The organism is Janthinobacterium sp. RA13 (assembly GCF_000745325.1).
Taxonomy (GTDB): domain Bacteria; phylum Pseudomonadota; class Gammaproteobacteria; order Burkholderiales; family Burkholderiaceae_D; genus Janthinobacterium; species Janthinobacterium rivuli.
Window position 1 is genome coordinate 1,925,895 of the sequence record NZ_JQNP01000001.1, and the last position, 24,599, is coordinate 1,950,493.

At 63.1% G+C, this 24,599-nt stretch carries 24 protein-coding genes and 4 tRNA genes; 9 read left to right on the forward strand and 19 right to left on the reverse strand.

Annotated features, from left to right (window positions below; translation table 11 throughout):
* Position 1 precedes the first annotated feature (1 nt).
* From FG13_RS08390 to FG13_RS08425, 8 genes are all read right to left on the reverse strand, one after another.
* Positions 2–514 (reverse strand): DUF1993 family protein, encoded by a 513-nt coding sequence (locus FG13_RS08390; protein ID WP_235211698.1) that lies wholly within the window; start codon positions 512–514, stop codon positions 2–4.
* The gene (locus FG13_RS08395; protein WP_035820032.1) at positions 511–975 is read right to left on the reverse strand and encodes a hypothetical protein; all 465 of its coding nucleotides are present in this window, start codon (positions 973–975) and stop codon (positions 511–513) included. Before FG13_RS08395 ends, FG13_RS08390 begins: the two co-directional genes overlap by 4 nt.
* Before the next feature lie 89 nt (positions 976–1,064).
* Complete coding sequence (locus FG13_RS08400) at positions 1,065–1,946, reverse strand: alpha/beta hydrolase family esterase (protein ID WP_035820034.1); 882 nt, start codon at positions 1,944–1,946, stop codon at positions 1,065–1,067.
* 72 nt (positions 1,947–2,018) lie between these two features.
* Positions 2,019–3,242 (reverse strand): sensor histidine kinase, encoded by a 1,224-nt coding sequence (locus tag FG13_RS08405; protein ID WP_035820036.1) that lies wholly within the window; start codon positions 3,240–3,242, stop codon positions 2,019–2,021.
* A complete protein-coding gene (locus FG13_RS08410; protein ID WP_035820038.1) occupies positions 3,235–3,939 on the reverse strand; it encodes a response regulator transcription factor in 705 nt (234 codons plus the stop codon). The genes FG13_RS08405 and FG13_RS08410 overlap by 8 nt, the downstream gene beginning before the upstream one ends.
* The gene (locus FG13_RS08415; protein ID WP_035820040.1) at positions 3,939–4,475 is read right to left on the reverse strand and encodes a GNAT family N-acetyltransferase; all 537 of its coding nucleotides are present in this window, start codon (positions 4,473–4,475) and stop codon (positions 3,939–3,941) included. Before FG13_RS08415 ends, FG13_RS08410 begins: the two co-directional genes overlap by 1 nt.
* A 15-nt stretch (positions 4,476–4,490) precedes the next feature.
* Complete coding sequence (locus tag FG13_RS08420) at positions 4,491–4,838, reverse strand: SMI1/KNR4 family protein (RefSeq protein ID WP_035820042.1); 348 nt, start codon at positions 4,836–4,838, stop codon at positions 4,491–4,493.
* A complete protein-coding gene (locus tag FG13_RS08425) occupies positions 4,835–5,398 on the reverse strand; it encodes a GNAT family N-acetyltransferase (protein WP_035820044.1) in 564 nt (187 codons plus the stop codon). Before FG13_RS08425 ends, FG13_RS08420 begins: the two co-directional genes overlap by 4 nt.
* 141 nt (positions 5,399–5,539) lie before the next feature.
* On the opposite strand from FG13_RS08425, the gene FG13_RS08430 reads away from it, so the two are divergent.
* From FG13_RS08430 to FG13_RS28865, 3 genes are read left to right on the forward strand one after another with little or no spacing between them, the layout of a single operon-like run.
* The gene (locus FG13_RS08430) at positions 5,540–7,123 is read left to right on the forward strand and encodes a GGDEF domain-containing protein (protein ID WP_051958768.1); all 1,584 of its coding nucleotides are present in this window, start codon (positions 5,540–5,542) and stop codon (positions 7,121–7,123) included.
* Between the two features lie 8 nt (positions 7,124–7,131).
* A complete protein-coding gene (locus FG13_RS08435) occupies positions 7,132–7,893 on the forward strand; it encodes a CPBP family intramembrane glutamic endopeptidase (RefSeq protein WP_161784165.1) in 762 nt (253 codons plus the stop codon).
* Between the two features lie 9 nt (positions 7,894–7,902).
* Positions 7,903–8,559 carry a hypothetical protein gene (locus tag FG13_RS28865; RefSeq protein WP_051958769.1) on the forward strand — a complete coding sequence of 219 codons (657 nt, stop codon included), beginning with the start codon at positions 7,903–7,905 and terminating at the stop codon, positions 8,557–8,559.
* Here FG13_RS28865 and FG13_RS08445 read toward each other — a convergent pair.
* Together FG13_RS08445 and FG13_RS08450 are read right to left on the reverse strand one after the other, a co-directional pair.
* The gene (locus FG13_RS08445) at positions 8,556–9,701 is read right to left on the reverse strand and encodes an alpha-hydroxy acid oxidase (protein ID WP_035820051.1); all 1,146 of its coding nucleotides are present in this window, start codon (positions 9,699–9,701) and stop codon (positions 8,556–8,558) included. The two genes, FG13_RS28865 and FG13_RS08445, sit on opposite strands and share 4 nt — an antisense overlap.
* An 82-nt stretch (positions 9,702–9,783) precedes the next feature.
* Positions 9,784–10,743 carry a phytanoyl-CoA dioxygenase family protein gene (locus FG13_RS08450; protein ID WP_035820052.1) on the reverse strand — a complete coding sequence of 320 codons (960 nt, stop codon included), beginning with the start codon at positions 10,741–10,743 and terminating at the stop codon, positions 9,784–9,786.
* 115 nt (positions 10,744–10,858) lie between these two features.
* Here FG13_RS08450 and FG13_RS08455 point away from each other — a divergent pair, with 115 nt between their 5' ends.
* Positions 10,859–11,734, forward strand: coding sequence for a helix-turn-helix domain-containing protein (locus FG13_RS08455; protein WP_035820053.1), 876 nt, complete (start codon positions 10,859–10,861; stop codon positions 11,732–11,734).
* A gap of 55 nt (positions 11,735–11,789) precedes the next feature.
* Here the strand turns inward: FG13_RS08455 and FG13_RS08460 are convergent.
* Positions 11,790–11,866: transfer RNA gene (locus FG13_RS08460), tRNA-Arg, on the reverse strand.
* Between the two features lie 320 nt (positions 11,867–12,186).
* On the opposite strand from FG13_RS08460, the gene FG13_RS08465 reads away from it, so the two are divergent.
* Positions 12,187–13,332, forward strand: coding sequence for a NosD domain-containing protein (locus tag FG13_RS08465; RefSeq protein WP_152598718.1), 1,146 nt, complete (start codon positions 12,187–12,189; stop codon positions 13,330–13,332).
* 69 nt (positions 13,333–13,401) lie between these two features.
* Here the strand turns inward: FG13_RS08465 and FG13_RS08470 are convergent.
* The 3 genes from FG13_RS08470 to FG13_RS08480 form a co-directional block, all read right to left on the reverse strand.
* Positions 13,402–13,478, reverse strand: a tRNA-Arg gene (locus tag FG13_RS08470).
* 78 nt (positions 13,479–13,556) lie between these two features.
* A tRNA-Arg gene (locus FG13_RS08475) sits at positions 13,557–13,633 on the reverse strand.
* Between the two features lie 82 nt (positions 13,634–13,715).
* A tRNA-Arg gene (locus FG13_RS08480) sits at positions 13,716–13,792 on the reverse strand.
* A gap of 428 nt (positions 13,793–14,220) precedes the next feature.
* On the opposite strand from FG13_RS08480, the gene FG13_RS08485 reads away from it, so the two are divergent.
* Both FG13_RS08485 and FG13_RS08490 read left to right on the forward strand, forming a co-directional pair.
* The gene (locus FG13_RS08485; RefSeq protein ID WP_035820057.1) at positions 14,221–16,722 is read left to right on the forward strand and encodes a hybrid sensor histidine kinase/response regulator; all 2,502 of its coding nucleotides are present in this window, start codon (positions 14,221–14,223) and stop codon (positions 16,720–16,722) included.
* 296 nt (positions 16,723–17,018) lie between these two features.
* Positions 17,019–18,002 carry a GGDEF domain-containing response regulator gene (locus FG13_RS08490; RefSeq protein WP_035820059.1) on the forward strand — a complete coding sequence of 328 codons (984 nt, stop codon included), beginning with the start codon at positions 17,019–17,021 and terminating at the stop codon, positions 18,000–18,002.
* Between the two features lie 66 nt (positions 18,003–18,068).
* On the opposite strand, the gene FG13_RS08495 is transcribed toward FG13_RS08490, so the two are convergent.
* A complete protein-coding gene (locus FG13_RS08495) occupies positions 18,069–18,464 on the reverse strand; it encodes a hypothetical protein (protein WP_035820061.1) in 396 nt (131 codons plus the stop codon).
* A gap of 282 nt (positions 18,465–18,746) precedes the next feature.
* Between FG13_RS08495 and FG13_RS08500 the strand changes: the two genes are divergently transcribed.
* On the forward strand, positions 18,747–19,460 hold the full coding sequence (locus FG13_RS08500) for a sensor histidine kinase (protein WP_035820063.1): 714 nt from the start codon (positions 18,747–18,749) through the stop codon (positions 19,458–19,460).
* Between the two features lie 71 nt (positions 19,461–19,531).
* Positions 19,532–20,047, forward strand: a complete 516-nt coding sequence (locus tag FG13_RS28870; RefSeq protein WP_051958772.1) for a DUF6265 family protein — start codon at positions 19,532–19,534, stop codon at positions 20,045–20,047.
* A gap of 41 nt (positions 20,048–20,088) precedes the next feature.
* Here the strand turns inward: FG13_RS28870 and FG13_RS08510 are convergent, their stop codons facing one another.
* The 4 genes from FG13_RS08510 to FG13_RS31190 all read right to left on the reverse strand — a co-directional run bounded on the left by FG13_RS08510 (position 20,089) and on the right by FG13_RS31190 (position 24,489).
* Positions 20,089–21,387, reverse strand: coding sequence for an NAD(P)/FAD-dependent oxidoreductase (locus FG13_RS08510; protein ID WP_035820065.1), 1,299 nt, complete (start codon positions 21,385–21,387; stop codon positions 20,089–20,091).
* Between the two features lie 15 nt (positions 21,388–21,402).
* Entirely contained in the window at positions 21,403–21,900 is a 498-nt protein-coding gene (locus FG13_RS08515) for a hypothetical protein (protein ID WP_035820067.1), read from the reverse strand.
* Between the two features lie 90 nt (positions 21,901–21,990).
* A complete protein-coding gene (locus FG13_RS08520) occupies positions 21,991–22,755 on the reverse strand; it encodes a transporter (protein WP_235211699.1) in 765 nt (254 codons plus the stop codon).
* A 78-nt stretch (positions 22,756–22,833) separates the two neighbouring features.
* Positions 22,834–24,489, reverse strand: a complete 1,656-nt coding sequence (locus FG13_RS31190; protein WP_051958773.1) for a methyl-accepting chemotaxis protein — start codon at positions 24,487–24,489, stop codon at positions 22,834–22,836.
* Between the last annotated feature and the right edge of the window lie 110 nt (positions 24,490–24,599).

Here is a 24,599-nt window from a genome sequence, read left to right on the forward strand (position 1 = left end):
CTTACGATGCGGCCGGCGTCTCGAATGAAAATCCCGGCGCGTACGCGTGATAACCGTCGAAATCGCCCTTGCCGATGCTGGCTCCCTGGCTGCGGGCGATCGCATACGCCATGCTGAAGTGAAAGTAGAAATTCGGCAGGATATATAAATTCAAATACTCGTCGGCGGGCAGCGCGATGTCGGCAAAGCCGGCGCGGTCGCGGCAGATGCGGTCAAGCGGCCCGTCAAAACGTTCCACCGGAATGTCCTTGAGGTAGCGCATGGTCTGCGCGATCTGTTCCTGCAGGCTGGCGGCGGCGCTGAAATCGGCCACGTCCAGCCCCGCCAGCGGGCAGCAGCCGCGCAGGGAAAAGCTCACGGCCGCGCGCACTTGCTGGGCGAATGGCAGCATGTCCGGGTGCAGGCGCGCCGCCAGCAGTTGCGGCGCGGTGCCGGTCTTGTCGAGCATGGCGGAAAGCTGCGCCAGCGAACGGTAAAAGATGGTGACGGGATTGATGTGCATCGCGTCCGTCATGCCAAGCCTTCCTGCGCGGCAACCGTCTTCAGCACGCGGATCAGCCGGCGTTCATGGCGGCCCACGGCGGCCCAATCCCAGGCGTCGGCCGGGCCGAATGCCGGGTAATGGCGCTGCCATTTTTCCGCGCGCTTCTGCGAGTTGACGCTCACATGCGAGTCCAGGCCCTTGCCGCTAGACAAGCGCAGGTACACGCGGATGACGCCCCAGCCTTCGCACACATAACGATACGTGAGGCCACCGCACTGGGCCGGGTCGAGCGCGATGCGGCGCGGGGCGAAGTGCCCGGCCATGTCCTGGTAATGCACGGCCAGGAGCACGTCGCTAGCCCCTTCCGCTTCCAGCCTGGCCGCATACGCGCACAGCTCGGCAGGCGAGTGGAAATGCAGCGTTTCCCGTTCCGCCTCCGAATAGGCCTGCGCCACGGCCGCGCCGGGCTTGGCGAAGATTGCCTCGGCCATGGCCGCGATACCTGCTGTTGATAATCCCACTGTGCCTGCCCTTCCTGTTGCCTGATGGTTACGCCATGTGCCGCCATCCTAGCATGGCGTCAACGGCGATGGCGGCTGAAAAACGCCCACATCACCTCATTCGCATCGATGGCGCGCGTGGTCTTGCCGATGGGCAGGCCGATATTGAAGGCATCGGCACCCGGCCACGTGTGGCCGCCGTCCTTGACGCTGAGCAAGGCCACGCTGGCGCTGCCAGCACCACTCCCCTGCTCCAGCCAGCTCACTTGCGTGGCGTCGCCAGCGGGACCAGGCATCAGGCGCGGCTGCGGCATGGCGCCATCGATGCCGTTGTGCCTGCGCCAGTAATCGAAGGAGCCTTGGGCGGACAGGTAGCTGGCGGCCTTGCCCTCAAACAGCACGACCTTGTCGGCCGTGCCCTGTATCAACAGCATGCCAACCTTGTCCGTTTTCTGGTGATGCTGCACCACGGGTTCCGGCATGGGCGCGCCCACCGAGGCGACGGCGGCGAACTGCTGCGGCAGCTCGGCCGCCAGGCGCAGGGCGAAGAAACCGCCGCGCGACAGGCCCGTCGCATAGATCCTTTTGTCATCGATGCGGTAATCCTGCTTGAGTTTACTCAATATCGCTTGCGTAAAACCGACGTCGTCCGTGCCCGCCAGGTAATCCATGCCGAAACCCACGTTCCAGTCCTGCTTGATACCTTGCGGATACACAACGATGAACTGGTGCCGCTCGGCCGTCCTGTTCATCTGCGTGTACAGCATTTGTTCCGCCATGCTCATGCCGCCGCCATGGAAATTGAAGACGACGGGAAAGGCTTGCTGCGGCTGGCTTTGGTAAGACGGCGGCGTGTAGACGATGTAGCGGCGCTTGTCTTCCTTGTGCTGCAACGATTGCACCTGGGCCAGCACGGGCGTGGACAGGCAGGACAGGAGCAACAGGCTGATGGCGATTTTCATGGGCTTCCCTTCAAGTCAAAGAGCAGCCAGCATAAGCAGGGGCAGGTGAAATCGCGGTGAAATCCGCTGACTTTATGGCGCCGGAGCAGGAACGATGGCGACACGGTAGCGCGTCGCGCCGGGGTGGAAAACAATGTCCCAGCGCATGGCTTGTGCCAGGCGCAGCAGCAGGTTCTGGCCATGCGCGAAGCCGTGGACGCGCCGAGGCTGTCCCGGCGGCACGGTATTGTCGATGCTCAGGCAACCTTGCGCAAACGCAATGCTGATGCGGCAATCTGGACCGCCATGGAACAGGGCATTCGCCAGGCAATTATTGATGAGCAACATGACCAGTTGCGGGTCAGCAACCACGTCCAGCCGCTCGGGCAAGTCCAGGGTCAGCAGGCTGGCATCCCAGGGATGCTCGTCGAGCAGGCGCAGCAGGCATTGCTCGATGCAGCCGCGCAATTCCACCACTTCGCCGGGCAGTTGCTCGGCCCGTGCCAGCGCGAACAGCACGTCGATGGTGGCGCGCATTTCGTCCGTGGATTGCCGCAGCTGCGCCTGTTCCCGCCCGCCCAGGGGCTGCGCCTTGGCCAGCGCCAGGGTGTTGTGCATCAGGGTCAGCGGCGTGCGCAATTCATGGCTGACGTCGCGGGTGAATGTCTGTTCGCGTTGCAACACCGCCTGCAGTTCGGCAAAGGTGGTTTCCAGGCGGCGCGCCAGGAAACCGATCTCGTCGGGGCGGTCGCGCTCGCTGAAATGCACGGCGCCGCCGGGCGCCAGCTGGCGTGCTTCCCGGGCCAGGCGCTGCAAGGGCAGCACCAGGCGCCGCGCCAGCCAGTACGCGAGCAGCAAGGCCAGGGCGATCAGCGTCAAGGCCACGCCAGCGACGACACCTCCCACTTCCCGCGTCAGACGCGACACCACCAGCACGGGCGCCACGTCGGCCAGCAGATAGCTGCGCTGCGGCTGGCCAGCGGCTACGAGGTCCAGCGCCAGCACGTGATAATGCTGGCCCGTCTCGGTAAACACTTCGCCGCGCGGGGCAGACGGCGGCACTTGCGCACGCACCGTTTGAGGTAAGTCAAGGTAGCCGCCATAAACCGTGATGAGGTCGCTGCCCGAAGGCGTAAGCTTGCCGTGCTGCTGCCAGCGCATGCTGACGGCCGCCGCTTCGCGCTCGAGCAGGCGCTGCACCAGCATGTCTTCTGTCACGTATGCGATCACCAGCGCCAGGCCCGTGTAGCACAGGCACAGCAGGATGGTGAAGCCGGCCAGGGCGGCGAACAAACGCTGCCGGATCGACTTAGCCATCGCTGGCCGCCGCATCGAAGGCAAGGCGGTAGCCCAGTTGCGGTATGGTCACCAGCACGCCCGCGCCGCCGACCAGCTCCAGTTGCTTGCGCAGCGCGTAGATGTGCGATTTCAGGGCGTCACTGTCGGGCGGCTGGCTGCCCCATAACTGTTGCAACAGGGCCGAGCGCGACACGGCGTGCGGGTGCTCGCGGCACAGCAGCAGCAAGATTTTAAAACCCGTCTGCGTCAGCGGCAGCGGTACGTCGCCGAGCAAGGCGCGCCCTGCGCGCGTCTGCAAGGTGAAGGGGCCCACGCGCATTTCCTGGTGCACATGCAGCTGCTGCCGGCGCGCCAGCGCTTCGCAGCGCAAGGCCACTTCGCGCAAGTCGAACGGCTTGGTCAGGTAATCATCGGCGCCATCGCGAAAACCGCGCGCCTTGTCTTCATAAGAGTCGCGCGCCGTCAGCATCAAAATCGGCACATTGCTGGGCGCCCCCGCCTTGATGGCGCGGCACACTTGCAAGCCATCGAGGTCAGGCAGGTTCAGGTCCAGCAGCACGACGTCATAGCTGTTGCGCGTGGCCAATTGCACAGCCAGCGCGCCCGTGCCCGCATGGTCCGTTTGCCAGCCCAGGCCGTCGAGGAAGTCGAGCACCTGGCGCGCGATGGCCAGGTGGTCTTCCACCAGCAGTATGCTCAAGGAAAGTTTATTCATCACACGCCGGCGATGCGCGCATACAGCCAGAAATTGCCGGATCTTCCGCGAATTTGCCGGTAGCAGCGCAGATAGCCTTCCCGCTCGAAAGCGCAGCGTTCCAGCACGCGGAGCGAACGTTCATTGCTATCGAGCACGGTCGCCTGGATACGCAGGAAGCCAAGGTGCTGGAAGCCCCACTCCACGACGGACGCGGCGATGGACGCGGCCACGCCCTGCCCCCAGACGGCGGGTGCCAGGTCGTAGGCGATTTCCGCCGTGCGATGCTGCGGGGAAATGGCATTGAAGCCGATCGTGCCCACCAGCTGGCCGCCCTCGCGCAGCACCACGGCCAGGCGGATGGACGACGCTGGCTGAGACGACGCATAGTCATCAAAATTGGCCTGCAGATCGTCGACGCAACGCAAGTTCCAGCTCGTGTGTTCCACGACAACAGGGTCGGCCAGGTAGGCATACCAGGCGGGCGCGTCGCTACGTTCCAGGTGGCGCAAGGTCACCAGGGAATGGCCGGAAACGGGTAAATCAGCAGCTTTCATTGCTTTGCATCCTACTCAGGCGAGCGGGCAATCGGCGGCCAGCCAGGATGCGAAATCATCGGCGGCCAGCTCGAAATCGTCACGCTGCATCGAGCCATGCCCCACCAGGTAGACGGCACGGTCGGCGCCATCGAGTGCCAGCATGACGGCCCGCCCGCCGCTGTCGTCGCCGATGGTCATGTAGCCGGGGCAAAATTGCTGCGTCTCATACGTTTCATTGCGTTCCCGCAAGCTTTCCACGCCATACAGCAATACCTGCTCGCCGCGCATCTCCTCTTGCCAGTCGTCGAGAAAGCGCCGGTAGTGCGCCGGCAAGGCGTGGCCCAGCCAGCGCTCGATCGCTTCGACTTCCTGCTGGCTCACGCGGCGCCCTTGCGCCGCGCTTCCCACGTACGCCGCAGCAAGCCATACAGGGCCGAATCGCTGACGTGGCCGCCGACGATCCAGCGTTCAGGCAGGAAACCTTCCCTGTTGAAACCCTGGCGTTCCAGGGCACTGGCCGAGCCGGCGTTGAGCGGGTCGATATCGGCTTCCAGGCGGTTCAGGTCGCGCTCGATGAACGCGTATTCCAGCAGCGCCGACAAGGCTTCGTGCATATAGCCCTTGCCCCAGTACGGACGGCCCAGCGCGTAGCCGATTTCGGCGCGGCGGTTCTGGCGGTGCTCGGAAAACAGGCTGCAGCTGCCCAGGTATTCGCCCGTCGCCTTCAGCTCGACGGCGAAGCGGAAGAATTCCTCTTTCTCGAAAGCGGCGCTGTCCTCGGCAATCTGGCGCGCGGCGCGGCTGGCATCGGTCCACGGTGGTTCGCTGAAATAGCGCATCACTTCGGGATCGGCATGCACGGCGAACAGGGCCGCCTCATCCGATGGCTGCGGCTTGCGCAGGATCAGGCGTTCAGTGGTGAGGGTTTTCGTGTAGGCCATGCAACTCCAATCCAGGGTTCAAAAGGGGTGATGCTTATTATTCCATGCAACTATAACGATGTGGCAATTTTGTGATGCTGCTTTTAATGTACTATGGCAATATTTTCGACCATATCATTGATGCAACTTGATGATTCGCCTATGCACGCAGTAAAGGACGCAGCACGTACCGACGCCATCGCGGCGCAGCCAGAGGTCTTGAGCCGGCACAAGCGGCCGGTGATCGTCTGGGCCAGCATCGCCTTCTTTTGCATGTGCGCCATGCTGCTAGGCATGACCATCTGGATCGTCTGGTCTTCGCATGCGGTCCGCCTGCGCGAGGCCAGCACGGCAACGGAAAACATGGCGCGCGGCCTGGCGACGCAAGCGTACATGGAACTGGAAATTGCCGATGCGATGCTGGAAGATATTAGCGAGCACATCCGCAACGAAGGCAATAATGACGCGACCGGCGAGCGGTTGCAGTCGCATCTGCAGCAGCTATCGAAAAATATCGTGGAAATTGCCGGCGTCTTCATTTTCGACAGCCGCGGAGACTGGCTGGCCAGCTCGTCCGGCGCCGGGCAGGACGGCAACAATGCGGACCGCGATTACTTTACGTATCACCAGACGCATGCGCAGCTGGGCAGCCGCATCAGCGCGCCCGTGCGCAGCAAATCGAGCGGACAATGGGTCTTGCCCGTGTCGCGCCGGGTGGAATCGGCGGACGCTTCCTTTGCCGGCGTGGTGCTGGTCACCCTGGGGCTGACCTCTTTCGAACGCATCTACGACAGCCTCAACCTGGGTAAAACGGGCACGGCGTTCTTTGCCCTCGACGACGGCACCTTGATCTACCGCCGGCCGTTCCAGCCCAATGTCATCGGCATGGATATTTCGTCGGGCGCACTCTTGCGCGCCTACCGCGAAAAAGGGCCCGTGGGCACAGCCATGATGACGGCAAAGGTGGACGAAATCGAGCGGCTGTACAGCTATCGCCACCTGGAACGCTTTCCCGTCATCGTGGCGGCAGGCTTGTCGAAGGAAGACATCTTCGCCGAGTGGCAGCGCTTGAGCATGCAAATCGTGCTGGCGTCGCTGGCGGCAGGCGCGGCGCTGATCTACCTGTTCCGCAAGCTGATGCGGCAGATTGCCGTACGCGACCGTATCGAAGCGAGCCTGCGCGTGGCCACGACGGAGCTGCGGCACGCCAACGCCGACCTGGCCGCGCGGGCGGCGCAGGACGGCTTGACGGGGCTGGCCAACCGCCGCTGTTTCGACGAGACCCTGGCGCATGAACTCAAGCGCGCCCAGCGCAGCGGGCACGCGGTATCGCTGATCATGCTCGACGTGGATTTCTTCAAGAAATTCAACGATCAATATGGCCACGTGGCGGGCGACGCATGCCTGCAGGCGGTTTCCGGCGCCGTGGCGCGCAGCGTCGGCCGGGCCGAAGACCTGGCGGCCCGCTACGGCGGCGAAGAGTTCGCCGTCATCATGCCTGGCACCGGCGCGGCGGGCGCGCTGGAAGTCGCGCAAGCCATCCGGGCAGCCGTGGAAGCGCTGCAAATCCCCCACGCGGCCAGCGCGAACGGTGTCGTGACCGTCAGCCTGGGCGTGGCCACGCTGCAGCCCGGCCAAGACCGCCCCACGGAGAGCAGCGAGCTGATACGCGAAGCCGACGCCTTGCTGTACCAGTCGAAAAACACGGGCCGCAACCGCGTCAGCGGCGGCGTACCAGCAGCATGAGGCCGACCATGTCCAGGAAAAGAATCGCCCTCACCTTGCCGGTCGCCCTCATCGCACTGGCCGTCTGGCTGGGCTTGAGCATGGGCGGCCGCTGGCTGGAAGCGGCCGGCTACGCCTTGCCGGGCGCAGCCGTCACCGGCCGTATCGGCCTGTCGTGGGCGCTGGCCGCCCTGTTCGCGCTGGCGCTGCTGCTGGCGTCAAACCGGCCGCGCGCAGCGGGCCTGTGCGCGCCGCAGCCATGGAAAACAGTGTGGCTCGTCTCGCCGCCCCTGCTGTATGCGCTGCTGATGCTGTTGCTGGCCTGGGCCGGCGGCTGGCCGCAGCCGCGCGTGCTGCTGATCGTCGCTTGCAATGCGGCGCTGGTGGCCATCTCGGAAGAACTGATGTTCCGCGCCATCTTGCTGCAGGGCATGCTGGACCGCTACGCCGTCTGGCCCGCCGTCCTGATGTCCTCGGCGCTGTTCGGCCTGGCCCATACGGCCAACGGCCTGGCCACGGGCGACGTCAGCGGCGCCTTGTGGCAAGCCGTGGCCGCCACCCTGCAAGGCGTCGGCTATGCGGCCATCCGCCTGCGCACCCGCTCCATCTGGCCGATGGTGCTCGTGCATGGACTGTGGGATTACGCGCTGGTGACGGCCACCTTGCCCAACCCGGCCGAAGACGGCGCGTCCATCTTGCCGTACATCGCCCTGCTGGCCGTGCTGCCCTTGTGCCTGTACGGCGTCTACTTGCTGCGTCCCAGCCAGCGGGCGGCCTTGTTGCAAGCATAAGGAATCTGCATGGCGTTTTTTTCACGTGACTACGAGGTCTTCCTGCTGCTGGCCGCGCCCGGTGCGGCGCCGCTGTGGGAGGCGGCGCAGTGGACGCCGTTTGCCACCAGCCTCGATGGCCTGATCGCGCAGGCGCGGGGCAAGGCCGGCGTGCGCAGCCATCAATACAATCCCAAGGGCAAGCCGATTGCCTTTGGCCGCCTGGGCTGGGACGGCAAATCGCACGCCAGGTGGACGCACACGCCGGACACGACGGAAGCGCGCTTTATGAGCCTGGAAGCCTGGGCACCCTCGTGGACGACCTGCGAAAAAGACGACCAGGCGCCCGATCTTTTCCTCGCCCTGGCCAACGAATCGCTGCTGGGCCGGGCGGGCAAGACATTGCAGTTCAGCCAGCGCCTGGTGTGCGCCATCGCCACGAACATGGGACCGGATGCGGCCGCCGCCCTGCGCCTATCCCTGGCGCAACTGGCCGCGCAGCAAGACGCCGTCGTCTTCGCCCGCACGCAACGCCAGTGGGGCCGCGCCGCATATGGCGGTTTCACGGGCGCCATCCAGGATATGCTGAGCGGCGGCCTGTTCCAGCCCGGCGACCCGCATGCGCGGCCGCTCGATGCGGCCACGTTCCGCGAGCCGTGGGAAAGGCTGGCGCCAGCCTCCGCTTAAAACGTCCCTGGCAGCAGGATCTTTTTATCCACCTGCTGCAAGTCGCGCAAGCCGCAAAAGGCCATCGTCAAGTCCAGTTCGTTGCGGATGATATCCAGGCATTTGGTCACGCCCGGCCCGCCCATGGCGCCCAGGCCGTATAAAAACGGGCGGCCGATGTACACGCCTTTCGCACCCAGGGCCACGGCCTTGATCACGTCCTGGCCCGAGCGGATGCCGCCGTCCATGTGCACTTCGATCTGGCTGCCGACGGCGTCGACGATGGCCGGCAAGGCTTCGATCGACGATTGCGCGCCGTCGAGCTGGCGCCCGCCGTGGTTCGAGACGATCAGCGCATCGGCGCCGCTTGCCACGGCCAGGCGCGCGTCTTCCGGGTCCATGATGCCCTTGATGATGAGTTTGCCGCCCCAGCGCTGCTTGATCCATTCCACGTCCGCCCACGACAGGCTCAGGTCAAACTGCTGCTGCGTCCAGGCCGACAAGGACGACATGTCGGAGACGGACGTGGCGTGGCCAACGATGTTGCCGAAGCCACGCCGTTTCGTGCCCAGCATGCCGGCCACCCAGCGCGGCTTGGTGGCCATGTTGAGGATATTCGGAATCGTCAGTTTCGGCGGCGCCGACAGGCCGTTGCGCAAGTCCTTGTGGCGCTGGCCCAGCACCTGCAAGTCCAGGGTCAATACCAGCGCGCCGCATTTCGCCGCCTTGGCGCGGTCGATCAGGCGGTTGATGAATTCGCGGTCCTTCATCACGTACAGCTGGAACCAGAACGGTTTCGTCGTGTTTGCCGCCACGTCCTCGATCGAGCAAATGCTCATGGTCGACAGAGTGAACGGCACGCCGAAGCGCTCGGCCGCCTGGGCCGCAAGAATTTCGCCATCGGCATGCTGCATGCCCGTCAAACCCGTGGGCGACAGGGCCACCGGCATCGACACGTGCTGGCCCACCATGGTCGAAGCCAGGCTGCGGTTTTCCAGGTTGACGGCCACGCGCTGGCGGAATTTGATCTTCGCGAAATCGCTGTTGTTGGCGCGGTACGTCGATTCCGTCCAGGAACCGGAATCGGCGTAGTCGTAAAACATGCGCGGCACCCGTTTCTGGGCCAGCACGCGCAAGTCTTCGATGCAGGTGATGATACTCATGCTTTTCCTCGGTCGATGGCAAGTCGAACCATGATCGTGCATTTGCCTGCAATTGTCTATCCGGCAGGCAATGCCGTCACACTTACCAGTCGCGCGCGCCGAGGATCTTCTCGCCCAGCGCCGTCAACTGCGCCTGCGGATAGCGCAGCTTTTCCTTTTCCTCGGGGTCGCCGGGAAACGCATAGCCTTGCGGCGCGCTGCGCTCGCGCCAGCTTTGCACCCGCCAGTCGCGCAGGGATTGATTATCTTCCTGGGCGGGCGTAAAGGAAATATATTGCGCCAGGCGCACCTGGTCCGTCGACGTGTTCGGGCGGATGCCGTGCGCCAGCAAGCTATTAAAGATCAACAACTCCCCTTTCTTCATGGCGATGAATTCCATCGGGTACGGCACCGTCGCCAGGTCCGGCTGCCACGGGTTGCGGTCCAGCGGCACGGTCTTGCGCCACGCCAGCAGGTTGTTGAACAATTCCGGATAGCATTGAAAACCGCCGCTCTCGGGCGAGGTGTCGGACAGGGCCAGCACGCCCTGCACGTTGACGGGCAACGGGTCGAGCGTCGTATCGGCATCCCAGTGGATGAAGCCGCCAAACTTGCGCTTGCCATTGTTCGGCGTGTTCAGGTTGGCGCGGTCGATGGTCACCCACAAATCCTGACGGTCCCAGATGTCGACAAAGGCGTCGTACACGCGCTGGGTCTGGCGGTTATCCCACAGGGTCTGGTTGTGATAGGCCTCGACCATGCCGGAACCGTTGAGCTCTTTCATCGCGTGGTCACGCAACTGGTCCTGGTTCCAGGTGGCGGGGTCATGCTGGTCGAGTCCTTGAAATTCCCACAAGAAATCGGTTGTGCGGCGCACCTGTTGCGGCGACACGGCATCCTTGACGATGACGTAACCGTAGGTTTGCCAGTGCAAAAAGTCGCTGTCGGACAGCACGCGCAGGGGCAGCTGTTTCCGGATGTCGCGCAACTGGGTCTGTTCCGTGTAGGCCACGGACGGGTTGCCGGGACGGTCTTCGCCGTATTGGTATCGGTCTTCTTGCATCGCTGTCTCCTGTGTTGGTGTGAGACAGATTGTGCTGCGACATTGCCGCGTAAAATGCGTGCGCAGCAACCAATACTGATACTATCCTGACTATCCACCACCTCAAAACGTCACAATGACGCCTTTATTCGAACAAGTCACGATACCGACGGGCCACTCCTGGGGCTTGCTGTGGCGCGAACTCGAGGCCATTCCCTTCCTCTGGCACTACCACCCGCAGTTCGAGCTGACCCTGACGGTCAATGCGCGGGGACAACGCTACATCGGCGACCACCTGGGCGACTTCGAACCGGGCGACCTGGTGCTGCTGGGGCCGAATTTGCCGCACACGTGGTCGGCCAGCGAGCGCATCGACAGCACGCAACCGATGCTGGCCGTCGTCGTGTGGTTTTCGCTGGAATGGGTGGAGCAGCTGGTCGCCTGCTTTCCGGAATTGCACAGCTTGCGGCAACTGGCGCGCCGCGCCGGCCCCGCCCTGCATTTTTCGCCGGCAACGAGCGCCCGCAGCGCGGCCAGGTTGCTGCAACTCAATGAACTGCCCGTGCCGCAGCGCCTGCCGCTGCTGCTCGACGTGCTGCTGGACCTGGCCGGCGATGGCAGTGCGCAGCCGCTGGCGTCGGAAGCGCTGGCGCCGGTGCATGCCGATGGGCAGCAACAGCGCATGGCTATCGTGCTGGACTACATGCACGCGCATTTCCGGGAAGAGATCGCCCTGGAAACCCTGGCGCGGCGGGCGGCCCTGTCGCTGGGCGCGTTTCATCGCTGTTTCAAGCGCCACGCGCATTGCACGCCGGGCGAATACCTGGCGCGGCTGCGCATCGGCCGCGCCTGCCAACAGCTAATCGAAAGCAATCTTGCCATCGCCGTCATCGCGCAAGAGGCGGGCTACCGCAACCTCGCGCATTTCAACCGCCAGTTCCGCGCCGCCAGGCACGTCACGCCGCGCGCGTTTCGCCTGCAATACCGGCGCGGCGCCACAGGCACAGCGTAAATCCATTCGGAAACGAAAAAGGGGATCAGATTTTACAATCTGACCCCCAATATTCTGGTGCGGCTGGCAGGAATTGAACCCACGACCCCTTGGTTCGTAGCCAAGTACTCTATCCAGCTGAGCTACAGCCGCCTAAGACCAGATTATAGCAGGGCTTTGCAGAATGGCAAAGGGCGCCGCCGCGATATTTCACAATTGAGATACCACTACCCAGGCGCCGCGACAGCGCGCGCGACCTGCACCGACTGGCTGGCATACGGAAAATATTTTTTAAGCATCTAAATATAACACTGTTATTTAATAGTATTATATTTAAGATAATCAAACAGATTCCAACCGTCCCATCCATCCATGCAGAGGAAATAATGCGCCCCACCTTTACCTTCTCCACATTCGCAACGGCATGCGCCTTCGCCGCAATCTTTGCGACGCCAGCCGTACACGCCCAGACCATGATGAGCATCAGCGCCTTGCAAGGCGATGCGGCGCCGCCGCCCGTGGTGTTCATCTCGGATACGGGCCGCGAAGGCCTGTTTTACCTGTCCGGCACCGGTTCCGCCACCGATGCCGACGGCGCCACGGTCATTCTCAGCGGCAACAAACTGTACAAGCGCGCCTACAGCGGCGCCTTGCACGCGAAATGGTTCGGCTTGTCGGAAGCATCGAACAACAATACCCCGGCCGTCACCGCCGCCATCGGCAAGCTGAAATCCGGCCAGGAACTGGTGATCGATGCCGGCGAGTACAAATTCCAGGGCGCGCTGCGCCTGCCCGCGAACAAGCGCATCCGCCTGACGTCGCTGGGCACCCTGTTTTTCGGCCCAGGCGACGGCCTCATCGTTGAAAACACGCACGATGTGTACCTGGAAAAAGTCGTCGGCCTGAGCTGGACCAGCGCCACGCCCGATTACAGCAGCTACAGCGGCTCGGGCGTCACCCTGCTCAATGCCAGCAATACCAATCTGAATGCACGCTGGATCGAGGGATTCAGAAATGGCATCAAGGTTACGGGCGATGGCAGCGCCAAGGGGTCCCAGTACAACAAGGTGCAATTCAATTATCTGTACCAGAACGCGGTGGGCATCTACCTGACGACGGAAAGCACGGGCAGCAAGAACTGGGTCAATGAAAACACGTTCACAGGTGGCCGCATCGCTGGCGAAACGGGCTTGCGGGCAGAGAAAGGCCCGAACCAGACGGATTACTTCAACGGCAACAAGTTCTACAACATCGGCTTCGAAAGCCTGCTCAATGGCATCGATGTCGACCATTTCAGCCACAACACGATCATCGCGCCACGTTTCGAGCAGGTGCAATATGGCATCAACCTGAAAGCAAATACCTACAGCAATACCATCATCAGCAGCAGCATTTACGAAGGCAGCTTCGTCGGTGGCGGCGTGCCGGGCAATGCGGGCAAGTACACGACGGTGCTGGGGACCTTGCTGACGACGGGCGGCATGATGTCGGGGGCGCTCAGCATCTCGAATTACGAAGGGAAATTCCTGTCGCTTAACAGGGACCCCAGCCACAGCGCGAATAGCGCGACACTGGGTAAAATCCTGAGCCTGTCCAACCTGGTCAATGTCGTGCCATAAGCACGACGCGGGCGGAAATGCAAAAAACCCGGAAAGCGAACTTTCCGGGTTTTTCTTTACTGCTGATACTGGTGCGGCTGGCAGGAATTGAACCCACGACCCCTTGGTTCGTAGCCAAGTACTCTATCCAGCTGAGCTACAGCCGCAAACTCTGACACACTTCGCCGGACGGCGCGAAGCTTGAAACTTTCATCAAGATGAAGCGAACTCCATCTTGGCAATACTGGTGCGGCTGGCAGGAATTGAACCCACGACCCCTTGGTTCGTAGCCAAGTACTCTATCCAGCTGAGCTACAGCCGCAAAACTTCTACAACATTCCATCAACAACATGGAGGTGAAACTTGGTACAGCAAAACCAGGCAAAGCCTGATTTTCAGTATTCTGGTGCGGCTGGCAGGAATTGAACCCACGACCCCTTGGTTCGTAGCCAAGTACTCTATCCAGCTGAGCTACAGCCGCGCAGGCAAACATTATAGCGTATTCATTTCGCTTTGAAAAGTTCGATTTTTCAATCGCTTAGCTGATTTTGCAGCAATACCGCCCCGCAAGATCGACTACCTTGTCACTGCCAAAAAGCTCACGCCTTTTTATCGATGGACACTTCCGCTTTCACAGGAGCCTCCAGCGAATCGAGAAGTTGCTGTCTCGAAAGAAGCGGGATTATAGGGACTGCTTTCCAGCCTGTCCAGTGCTATCTGCAAGCGGCGCGCAAGCGTGCGGAGGCGCCGCGCCGCTTGGGGCTACAATACCAGCCAGACAGGGGCGCTTGTGCCTCCCCAATTCATGACGGCGGGCATTGACCAACATGATCCATTTAACTGAGCTGAGCGGCGGCGGCCCGGCGAGGCAAGAGCCCGTGCGGCAGACTCACTGTTGCAGGATTTCCGATGGCCAAGCCTGACCGCACGCAAGATCTGCTGCCTCCATCAGCGCCACTGAGCCTCTCCGACGAGCGCCTGGCCAACTTGCTGGAAGGCATCACCGACGGCTTCTGCCTGCTCGACCGCGACTGGACCATCCGTTATATCAATACGCGCGGCGCCGACATGCTTGTACCGCAGCGTCCGCCTGGCGCCAGCCTGGCAGGCAACAATTTGTGGCAAGCCTGTCCCGCCTTGCAGGGTACCGAGCTGGAAACGCAGTACCGGCGCGCCATGGCGCAACAGCACAGCTGCAGTTTCGAACTGCTGTATCCGCCGCTGGGGCGCTGGCTGGAAGTGCGCATCTTTCCTTCCATTGACGGCTTGACCACGTACATCCAGGACATCAGCCAGCGCAAGGCAACCGAGGAAAGCTTGCGCCACAGCGAGGAAGACTTGCGCGCACTGGCCAATTCCATCCCGCAACTGGCCTGGATCGCCAGCTTCGACGGCACCATTGCCTGGTACAACCAGCGCTGGCACGACTACACCGGCACCAGCGCCGAACAGATGGCGGGCGACGGCTGGAGCATCGCCTATGACGCGCAGCATTTGCCGCCCATGCTGCACGCATGGAAGGCCGCCTTGCGCGACGGCACGCCCTTTGAAATGGAATTTCCCATCCGCGGCGCCGACGGCCAGTACCGCTGGTTCCTGACGCGCGCCAATCCCGTGCGCGACCGCGGTGGCCAGTTGCTGCGCTGGTTCGGCACGAGCACCGACGTCGACCAGGTCAAGCGCGCGCAGGAAGCCTTGCGCGATGAAACGCGCGTGCTCGAGTTGCTCAACAACACGGGCGCGGCTCTGGCCGGCACCCTGGACTTGCCGGCCCTGCTGCAGGAAACCGTCGATGCCGCCACGCGCATCAGCGGCGCGCGCTTCGGCGCCTTCTATTATGACGATGCGGGCGAGCTTCACGACGGCGCCGCCCCCCTGCCGTCGGCGCGCGCCGTCAACGGCATCAGCCTGTACCAGGCCGAGGCCATCGCCACGGAACTGCGCCAGGGACCGGCCATGCGGCAGAACGACTTGCTGGCCGCGCCCGACGCCAGCGCCGACGGCGCACCGCCGCTGCGCAGTTGCCTGAGCCTGCCCGTCAGCTCGCGCTCGGGCCTGATGCTGGGACGCTTGCTGCTGGGCCATCCGCAGGCGGGCATGTTCAGCGCGCGCAGCGAAGGCATCGTCTCGGCCATCGCGGCCCAGGCCGCCGTCGCGCTCGACAATACGCGCCTGTACGCGGCCGCCACGCGCGCCGCCGAAGAGCGCAAGGTGCTGCTCGACAGCGAACGCGAGGCGCGCGCCGAGGCCGAGCGCACGAACCAGCTGAAAGACGATTTTCTCGCCACCCTGTCGCATGAACTGCGCACGCCGCTGTCGGCCATCCTCGGCTGGGCTCAGGTGCTGCGGCGCGGCACGCGCGACCAGGCCGACCTGCACCGCGGTCTGCAAAGCATCGAACGCAATGCGCGCGCACAGGCGCAGCTGATCGAAGACTTGCTCGACATGAGCCGCATTACCTCCGACAAGGTATTGCTCGACCTGCAAACCCTCGCGCCCGCCAGCATCATCGCCTCGGCCATCGAAACCCTGCGCCCGGCGGCCGACGCCAAGCACATCGCCATCCACAGCAGCATCGCCAGCGATGCGGGCAACATCACGGGCGACCCCAGCCGTATTCAGCAAGTGATCTGGAACCTGCTGTCGAATGCCCTGAAGTTCACGCCGCAAGGGGGCCGGGTCGATATCGGCGTGCGCCGCGAAGCATCGCGCCTGGCCATCACGGTGGCCGACAACGGCGTCGGCATCAAGAAAGACTTCCTGCCCCACGTATTCGACCGCTTCCGCCAGGCCGACGCCTCGACCACGCGCCGGCACGGCGGCCTGGGGCTGGGACTGGCGATCGTCAAGCACCTGGTGGAGCAGCATGGCGGCACGGTCGCCGTCAGCAGCGCCGGCGACATGCAGGGCGCCAGCTTTACCGTGCGCCTGCCGCTGGGGACGCCCGCCGCTGCCGCGCGCCAGGCGGGCAACGCCCCGTCCGCCAGCCACGACTTGCGCGGCGTCACGGTGCTGCTGGTCGATGACGAAGCCGATGCGCGCGAACTGACGGAACGCATCTTGCGCGACAACAACGCCGAGGTACACGGCGCCGGCAGCGTGGCGCAAGCGCTGCAACTGCTGGACCAGGTGCACCCCGATGTGCTGATCAGCGATATCGGCATGCCCGACGCCGACGGTTTCGACTTGCTGGCGCAAGTGCGCGCACACCCTTCCCCCGATATGGCGCGGCTGCCCGCGCTGGCGCTGACGGCGTTCGCGCAACCGCAGGATCGCCAGCGGGCGTTGGCCAGCGGCTTCCAGGCCTGGGTCTCGAAACCGCTTGACCCGGCCGAGCTGGTGACGGCCGTGGCGCAACTGGCCGCTGCGCACGCTGCCACGGAGCGCAAAACACCCCCCCTAAAAAGATGATGCAAAGAAATACATAGTGCAGTACAAAATGACTATTTTCATGGGTTAGCCTTCCTACTTTCAGACGCGGCACTGTCCTACAAGCAACTATGCTGAAGTTTGCTACACTGAAATGCAGAAGCACACCTGCACGGCAGGCTGGAGACGGCGACCTTGGCCGGCGAGGACGACAGAAGCGAGCTCATGCGCTGTTGTGCGCCCTATCTTGTTGCAAGGCGCTACTATCATCCGACCGCCGCCAGCCCCTGGCTGCGGTAAAAGCCCGTGTTGCATAGACCGTATAACCGAGACCCTACATGCCCAGCCAAGATGAGATTTTGAAAGCCAAAATTTTGGTCGTCGATGATTCCCCCGACAATGTTGACCTGATGCTGGAAATCCTGCGCGATGCCGGCTACACCGACGTCACGGCCACCATGCGGCCGGCACAGGTCTGCCCCCTGCACCGGGAGCATTGCTACGACCTGATCTTGCTGGATCTGCAAATGCCGGAACTCAATGGTTTCCAGGTCATGAAAGGCTTGAAGGAAATCGAACACGGCGGCTACCTGCCCGTGCTGGCCCTGACGGCGCAACCGAGTTTCAAGATCGCCGCCCTGGAAGCGGGCGCGCGCGACTTCATCAGCAAGCCCTTCGACCTGATGGAAGTGCACAAACGCATCCACAACATGCTGGAAGTGCGCCTGCTGTACAAGGAACTGGCGCAATACAGCAAGCAGCAGCAGGAACTGGCGCTGCACGATCCGCTGACGGGCTTGCCGAACCGGCGTCTGCTGGAAGACCGCATCGAGCATACCTTGCAGCAATCGGCCCGCAGCCGCGGCAAATCGGCCATCCTGTACCTGGACCTGGACGGCTTCAAGGCCATCAACGACAGCTACGGCCACGGCTATGGCGACGACATCCTGAAAATGGTGGCGGCACGCCTGGTGGGCGCGTCGCGCAAGGAAGACACGGTGGCGCGCATCGGCGGCGATGAATTCGTCATCGTGCTGGGCAACCTGGCCGGCAAGGGCGACGCGCGCGAACCGGCGGCCAAGCTGATCGAAGTCATTTCCGAACCGTATTTCATCAACGACCTGACCCTGCGCCTGTCGACCAGCATCGGCATCGCCATCTACCCGGACGACGCCAGCACCGTCGAATCCCTGCTCGGTGCGGCCGACACGGCCCTGTATGAAGCCAAGCGCGCCGGCAAGAACCGCTTTTGCTGCACGCCGCACGAAGTGATCGCGTCGCAGGTCAACATGCAGAAAAGCAGCATTCCGTCGATCGCCTGACCTGACTTTGCGCCCCGCAGCACATAAAAAAAACCGGCAAGCCGGTTTTTTTATGCATGGGCCATCTTATTTCTTGCCAGCGGCTGCCTCATGCTGGCCCGCATGCTGGTGGTCCGTTTGCGCATCAACGGTTTCCGGCGGCACTTCGATGCGCGTGATGCCGGCATCGACGGAGATCGGGTCGCTGGCGGGGAAGGTCATTTCCACGGCGTCGTCGAGCAATTCTTCCTTGGCCCGCTCTTCGCCGCTCATGCCCTCTTCATCGGCCAGGATGGCCAGCGCGCTGGCCCATTTGACGAAATTGAGGTTGGACAATTCGCGCACGGTGGTCACGCCAAACGCTTGCTGCAAGGCCTTGGCGTCCTTCGGGCTGACGCCGCGCAGGGCACTGATGGGCGCATTGACGATGTCGCGGAAGCTTTTGTCGAGGTATTCCTTGTCGACGATGGTATCGATATTCATGGCATGTCCTTTCGTTTCGGTAAGCGGGCCAGTGCTGCATGGGGGAGGCACAGCCCCACTATGGCAGCGTAGAGCGCCCCGGTATGTGCGCAGCCGTACGTAACGGCAGGAACGGTAGCTGCTGGCGCAAACGATAATATTGTCTATCACATAAAAATGATGGAAGGAGATTAAAATTGCCGAAAAGACAGAAATTTTCCATCCATGCGCCCCGTGATGAAATCCTCATGTATGATCCACAACTTGAATTTGGTCCTCACCTTTCACCATTCACGGGGCGCTATGTCCGCACAAACAGATCCGATCAAGGAAACGGCCCAGGCCGATGCGGAACGCGCCGCCGATCTCAGCGAGTTGCTCGGTCATGTCAACACCAGCTGGGACAATGAACGGCGCGCCCTGTCGCGCCAGCTGCATGACAGCCTCGGCTCTTCGCTGACGGCCCTGACCATGCACTTGTCGCTGCTGACGCAAAAGATGCCGCAGGAAGCGGCCTTGCTCGACCGCGCGGCGACCATGAAGCAATTGCTGCTGAATGTGATCGAAACCAACCGCCAGATGCAGATGAAGCTGTGGAACGACAAGCTCGAGTTTCTCGGCGTGAATGTGGCGCTGGGCGAGCTGGCCGCGCAATTTGCCGAACAGCACAAGATCGCCGTGCGCTGCAGCCTGCCAGAAGATGAACTGATTTGCCCGCGCAACGTGGGCGTGGCCCTGCTGCGCACCCTGGAAGAAGCGCTCGGCAACATCGCCGCGCACGCCCACGCCACGCAGGTGGACATCATCATCGATGACAATGACGAGGCGCTGATGATGACCGTCAAGGATGACGGCGTGGGGCTGCCAGCGAGCGAACCCGTCGAAATGAGCAAGCATGGCCTGCGCGCCGTGCGCGAGCGCGTGCATTACCTGGGAGGCACCCTGAGCCTGGCAGCCAATCCGCAAGGCGGCACGGCCCTGACCGTGGTCTTGCCGCGCATTACCCCAAAAGAATAGTCCAGGCCGCATCGGCCAGAACACTGCCGGGGCACCCCGAACCGCAGCACGATTCGACGACAGGAGACCGCATGCAAGGACTCATCCCCACTCTGCTGGCAGCGCTGCTGGCCACGGGCGCCGCCCAGGCCGCCGACAAGGCCGTGCCGCCGCCGGAAACCGTGGACAAGCTGGCCTGGCTGGCCGGCTGCTGGAACGTCGACGGCGCCAAGCCCGGCTCCGGAGAACAATGGAGCACGGCCGCTGGCGGCACCCTCCTCGGCACCAGCCGCACCGTCAAGGGCGGCAAGACGACGGCCTTTGAATTCGTGCAGATCCGCCTCACCGACCCGGGCCAGCTGGCCTACATCGTGCAGCCGTCGGGCCAGCCGCCCGTGACCTTCAACCTGCTGCGCCAGGACAAGCCGAATGAATTCATCTTCGCCAACCTGGACAATGACTTCCCCAGCCGCATCAACTACCGCCACGACAGCGAGCGCATCTTGCATGCCAGCATTAGCGGCACCTTGAAGGGCAAACTCACCACCATCGACTTCCCCATGACGCGGGGCCGCTGCGAAGCGGCACCCGTCACGCGCAGCAAATGAAAAGGGGCCTCGCGGCCCCTTTTTGATGGAATAGCAACGGCTTAGTGCAGCTTGACCTGCGGCGTGCTGCGCTTGATCAGGAAACGGCCCATGGCCATGACGGCCGTGCGCACGCTGCCCAGCACGGCGTTATGGTGCATCAGGTGCAGGCTGACATACATCATGCGCGCGACAAAGCCTTCGACGAACCAGCTCAGGCCCTTCAGCGAACCCATCAGGGTGCCGACCGAGGTGGTGCGGCCGAACGACACGAGCGAACCGTAGTCCAGGTATTCATAGGGCTTGGTTTGCGGCGGCTTGCCCTTGGCTTGCAGCAGGAAAGTTTTCAGCAGGTAATCGGCTTGCTGATGGGCGGCCTGGGCGCGCGGCGGCACCAGCTTGCCATCGGGCCCCGTGCAGGCGGCGCAGTCGCCCAGCGCGAAGATATTCGCGTGGCCCTGCACATTGAGCATGCCCGTCACTTCCAGCTGGCCGGCGCGATTGGTCGGCAAACCCAGGGTGGCCAGAAATTCCGGCGCGCGGATGCCGGCGGCCCACACGCAGATGTCGGCCGCATAGCTGGTGCCGCTGGCTACCGTCACCTTGTCGGCTTCGATCGTGGTGACGCGCGTATCGGTCACCACGCTGATGCCATGCTGGTGCAGCAGTTTCGAGGCGGCAATCGAGACGCGCTCGGGCAGCGGCGCCAGAATGCGCGGCGCCCCTTCGAGCAGGGTGATGCGCACATCCTTGATGGCGTTGAGATTTTGGAAACCATACGCCGCATACACGCCACTCGCTTCGCGCAATTCGGCCGCCAGTTCCACGCCCGTGGCGCCGCCGCCAATGATGACGATGTCGACGCCGGGATGGCCCGCGTCGCCCTGGCGCTGCTCGGCCATGGCCAGCAGCTTCAGCAGTGTCAGACGGAAACGTTCGGCGTCTTCCGTGGCATTCAGGGAAATCGTGTTTTCCTTGGCGCCGGGCACGCCGAAGTAATTCGAAGTGCTGCCCACGGCCAGCACCAGCTGGTCGTAGCTGACGGTGCGCTGTGGCAAGAGCTGCTCATCCTTGTCCGTGGCGATGGCGCCCACGGTGAGGCTGTTCGAGGCGGCGTCGAGCGCGATCAAAGGACCATAGACATAGGTAAAACCATTGTCGTGCGCCAGCATCTGGTACGACAGGCCCTCTTGATGAATGTCCAGGGTGCCGGCCGCCACTTCATGGAGCGACGGCTTCCAGATATGGTACAGGCGGCTGTCGACCAGGGTGACCTGGCCGGCGCCGAGCTTGCGGCTGAGTTTGCAGGCCAGCTCCAGGCCGCCTGCACCTCCCCCTACGATAACGATTTTACTATGCAAAGATCCTCCTGTTTATTAATCCCTGTGCCCGTTGCCGTTGCCGTGACCATTGCCATTGCCATGGCCTTTGCCCGGCTTGTTGTCATGCTTGTCGCGCTTGTCATCATGCTTGTCAAAGTGCTTGTCATGCTTGTTGTCATGACGGCCGCGGTCGCCGTAATCGGGACGGCCATGGTCGCCATGCTGCTGGCGGTAACGGGGCACATATTGATTGTTATACCAACTATCTTGAACGAAATATACCTCTTGGTTACAGGCATTATACTTGCGGCAGTGCTTGGACCAGTGTTTGGCATGGCCAGGCGGCACGCGCAGGTAGATCGGACGGGCCGAATAGTATTGCGGGCGCTGCACAATGACGGGCTGGGCATAGATCAATTGCGGCGCGGGATAGTCGCCGATGTCGAGACGTCCGTAAAAGCCTGGCTGGCCGACGGTGACGGAGACGCCGACCTGGGCGACGGCGGCGGTGGTTGCCGACAGCAAGACAGCAGCAAGAATCAGGGTTTTCATGGTGACACTCCTTTTAGTTATGCCGTCATTGTAGACCTTGTGTGACCAACTGTTTGTTCGCAAGGACACATAAGGAATCTCGTCGCAATCTCACCACAGCTTGCCCAAGGGCACGACCAGGCCGCTGAACAGCGACCAGTCCGGCGACGCCGCCGTCAAGCCGCGCGCCATGCCGATGTCGATGGCCAGCCGTGGCGTGGGGGTGTAGGTGGCGGCCAGCAGCAATTGCGCCGTGGCCGGCGCGCCGCGCAGGCGCGTGCCCGATACTTCCGCCGTGGCGCCCCAGCGCTCGCTGACGGGCGTGGAAAAGGAGGTCGCCCAGCCCGCTTGCACCCGGCCCGTCGCCGGGTCGGAGGCCCCCAGGCGCGTGGCGCTCAGGTTGGCGTCCAGGTGCACGGCGCCCAAGTCGCGGCTGAAAATGCCATTGAGCGACACGTCGCTCTTGCCGCTGCCGATGCTGTCTTTGGCTGTGGGCAACTTCCAGCCCAGTTCCAGGCCCAGCGCCGTGGCGCTGTCGAGCAAAAAGGCGCGCTTGAGCACGACCGTCGTATCGCCCACGCCCGTGTCGCGCCGGCCCGTGTCATCGCGTGCGCGCACCACACCCTCGCCTTCGAGCAGCACGCCCCATTCGGGCGTGAACGCCAGTTTGAAGGTATATGGCAGACTGGCGCGCCGCGTGTCATCCGTTTTCGACAGCAGGCCGCCCGCCTCGAATTCCAGCTGGCCCGGCACGGGCAACTGGGCGGGACTGGCCACGGAAGGACGGTAAGGCAGCACGGGATCGCCCTGCTGCGCCTGCGCCAGGGGCATCAGGGACAGCAGCAGGGATAAGCAAAGCAAGCGGGGAAATAACATGAAAGACCCGGAAGTAGTAAACGCGCAATAGCGACAGCCTACCACCGCCGCGCCGATTACGCCCGAGCTAGCCCCGTTTCAGGCCAGGCGCCGCACGTCCTGCCTGGCGGCCGGCGCTGAGCGGCGCAGCGGCGTGACGTTGCTGGCCGCCGGCACGGCCATCTGTTGCGCCTGGGCATGCAAGCGGAACACGCCCACCAGTTCCGTCAGGGTCTGCGCCTGGTCCTGCAGCGATTCGGCGGCCGCGGCCGCCTCTTCCACCAGGGCCGCGTTTTGCTGCGTCACCTGGTCCATTTGCAGCACGGCCTGGTTGACTTGCTCGATGCCGGCGCTTTGCTCGGCGCTGGCGGCCGTGATTTCCTGCATGATGTCGGCCACCTGGCGCACGCTGGCGACCACTTCATCCATCGTCTTGCCCGCGTCATGCACGAGTCTGGAACCGATCTCCACCTGCTCGACGGAGTCGCCGATCAGGGTCTTGATTTCCTTGGCGGCACTGGCAGAACGTTGCGCCAGGTTGCGCACTTCGGACGCGACAACGGCGAAACCGCGCCCTTCCTCGCCCGCCCTGGCCGCTTCCACGGCCGCGTTCAAGGCGAGGATATTCGTCTGGAAGGCGATGCTGTCGATGACGCTGATGATGTCGACGATCTTGCGCGACGAGGCATTGATCGACTCCATCGTCTGCACCACCTGCCCCACCACGGCGCCGCCCTTGCCTGCCACGTCGGATGCGGCGCCGGCCAGCGCATTGGCCTGGCGCGCATTGTCCGCATTCTGCCGCACGGCCGACGTCAGCTGCTCCATCGACGACGCCGTTTCTTCCAGAGAACTGGCCTGCTCTTCCGTGCGGGACGACAAGTCGAGGTTGCCCTGGGCGATTTCACCCGAGGCCGTATTGATGGTGTCCGTGCCCGAACGCACCTGGCTGACGATGCCCACCAGTTTGTCACGCATGGTTTTCATGGCAAACAGCAGGCTGGCGCTGTCGTGGCTGGCCGTGCGGATGTCGACGGTAAGGTCGCCCTCGGCGATGGCGCCGGCGATCCGGACGGCATACGCCGGTTCGCCACCGAGCTGGCGCGTCAGTCCGCGCGTGATCAGCGCCCCCAGCGCCAGGCCGGCCGCCACGCTGCCCAGCACCAGCGCGATCATGAAACTGCGGCTGGCCTGGTACACGCCGGATGCCTGCTCGGCCGCCGCCTTGGCCCGCGCTTCCTTCTGCAATGACAATTTATCGAGCACGCCGTCGAGCTCGTCCGCATGCTGGCGCGTCTTGGCCAGCAGCGCCGTCAGCTGCGCGCTGCGCTGCGCCAGCGGCTCGGCCGCCGCCAGCGCCAGCGACTGCTGCAAGGTGCTCACATACTCGGCCTCAACGGTGGCGAAGCGGGCAAACAGCTCCTTGGCGGCGGGCGTGACGAACAGCGGCTGGGCCTTGGCCAGGTTGCTCTTGTTCTCTTCCAGGTATTTGGCGATATCGGCCTGGCGCCCCGCGCGCTCTTCGCTGGTGGTCGCCAGCAGGAAATTGCTGCGCGCGCGGCCCACCTTGATCAGGGCGATATTGGCTTCCTTGATGTACGACAGCCCCAGCAACTCATGGTTGTACATCTGCCCCGCCATGGTGTCGATCTTGCCCATGTTGAAGATGCCGATGCCGGCCACGACGGCCCCCATCAGCGCCACGCAAAAGAAGGCCGCAAGCAGGCGCGTCCCCACTTTCATTTGATTCAACATGTTTCCTCCTAGACAAGACGATAGCCAATAATTTAAGCGTATGACTTGAATATAAGGAAAAAACGGCCACTAAAATGCTCGGATTGTCACTAAGCAACAATTCCTTGATT

What these genes read in the sequence shown, in the direction of transcription:
- FG13_RS08405 (WP_035820036.1), bottom strand. Translation starts at nt 3,242, where the DNA reads ATGGCTAAGTCGATCCGGCAGCGTTTGTTCGCCGCCCTGGCCGGCTTC.
- FG13_RS08390 (WP_235211698.1), bottom strand. Translation starts at nt 514, where the DNA reads ATGACGGACGCGATGCACATCAATCCCGTCACCATCTTTTACCGTTCG.
- FG13_RS08410 (WP_035820038.1), bottom strand. Translation starts at nt 3,939, where the DNA reads ATGAATAAACTTTCCTTGAGCATACTGCTGGTGGAAGACCACCTGGCC.
- FG13_RS08520 (WP_235211699.1), bottom strand. Translation starts at nt 22,755, where the DNA reads ATGTTATTTCCCCGCTTGCTTTGCTTATCCCTGCTGCTGTCCCTGATG.
- FG13_RS08395 (WP_035820032.1), bottom strand. Translation starts at nt 975, where the DNA reads ATGGCCGAGGCAATCTTCGCCAAGCCCGGCGCGGCCGTGGCGCAGGCC.
- FG13_RS08500 (WP_035820063.1), top strand. Translation starts at nt 18,747, where the DNA reads ATGTCCGCACAAACAGATCCGATCAAGGAAACGGCCCAGGCCGATGCG.
- FG13_RS08450 (WP_035820052.1), bottom strand. Translation starts at nt 10,743, where the DNA reads ATGCAAGAAGACCGATACCAATACGGCGAAGACCGTCCCGGCAACCCG.
- FG13_RS08465 (WP_152598718.1), top strand. Translation starts at nt 12,187, where the DNA reads ATGATGAGCATCAGCGCCTTGCAAGGCGATGCGGCGCCGCCGCCCGTG.
- FG13_RS08430 (WP_051958768.1), top strand. Translation starts at nt 5,540, where the DNA reads ATGCACGCAGTAAAGGACGCAGCACGTACCGACGCCATCGCGGCGCAG.
- FG13_RS08485 (WP_035820057.1), top strand. Translation starts at nt 14,221, where the DNA reads ATGGCCAAGCCTGACCGCACGCAAGATCTGCTGCCTCCATCAGCGCCA.
- FG13_RS08445 (WP_035820051.1), bottom strand. Translation starts at nt 9,701, where the DNA reads ATGAGTATCATCACCTGCATCGAAGACTTGCGCGTGCTGGCCCAGAAA.
- FG13_RS08455 (WP_035820053.1), top strand. Translation starts at nt 10,859, where the DNA reads ATGACGCCTTTATTCGAACAAGTCACGATACCGACGGGCCACTCCTGG.
- FG13_RS08425 (WP_035820044.1), bottom strand. Translation starts at nt 5,398, where the DNA reads ATGGCCTACACGAAAACCCTCACCACTGAACGCCTGATCCTGCGCAAG.
- FG13_RS08515 (WP_035820067.1), bottom strand. Translation starts at nt 21,900, where the DNA reads ATGAAAACCCTGATTCTTGCTGCTGTCTTGCTGTCGGCAACCACCGCC.
- FG13_RS28865 (WP_051958769.1), top strand. Translation starts at nt 7,903, where the DNA reads ATGGCGTTTTTTTCACGTGACTACGAGGTCTTCCTGCTGCTGGCCGCG.
- FG13_RS08400 (WP_035820034.1), bottom strand. Translation starts at nt 1,946, where the DNA reads ATGAAAATCGCCATCAGCCTGTTGCTCCTGTCCTGCCTGTCCACGCCC.
- FG13_RS08435 (WP_161784165.1), top strand. Translation starts at nt 7,132, where the DNA reads ATGTCCAGGAAAAGAATCGCCCTCACCTTGCCGGTCGCCCTCATCGCA.
- FG13_RS08495 (WP_035820061.1), bottom strand. Translation starts at nt 18,464, where the DNA reads ATGAATATCGATACCATCGTCGACAAGGAATACCTCGACAAAAGCTTC.
- FG13_RS08415 (WP_035820040.1), bottom strand. Translation starts at nt 4,475, where the DNA reads ATGAAAGCTGCTGATTTACCCGTTTCCGGCCATTCCCTGGTGACCTTG.
- FG13_RS28870 (WP_051958772.1), top strand. Translation starts at nt 19,532, where the DNA reads ATGCAAGGACTCATCCCCACTCTGCTGGCAGCGCTGCTGGCCACGGGC.
- FG13_RS08490 (WP_035820059.1), top strand. Translation starts at nt 17,019, where the DNA reads ATGCCCAGCCAAGATGAGATTTTGAAAGCCAAAATTTTGGTCGTCGAT.
- FG13_RS31190 (WP_051958773.1), bottom strand. Translation starts at nt 24,489, where the DNA reads ATGTTGAATCAAATGAAAGTGGGGACGCGCCTGCTTGCGGCCTTCTTT.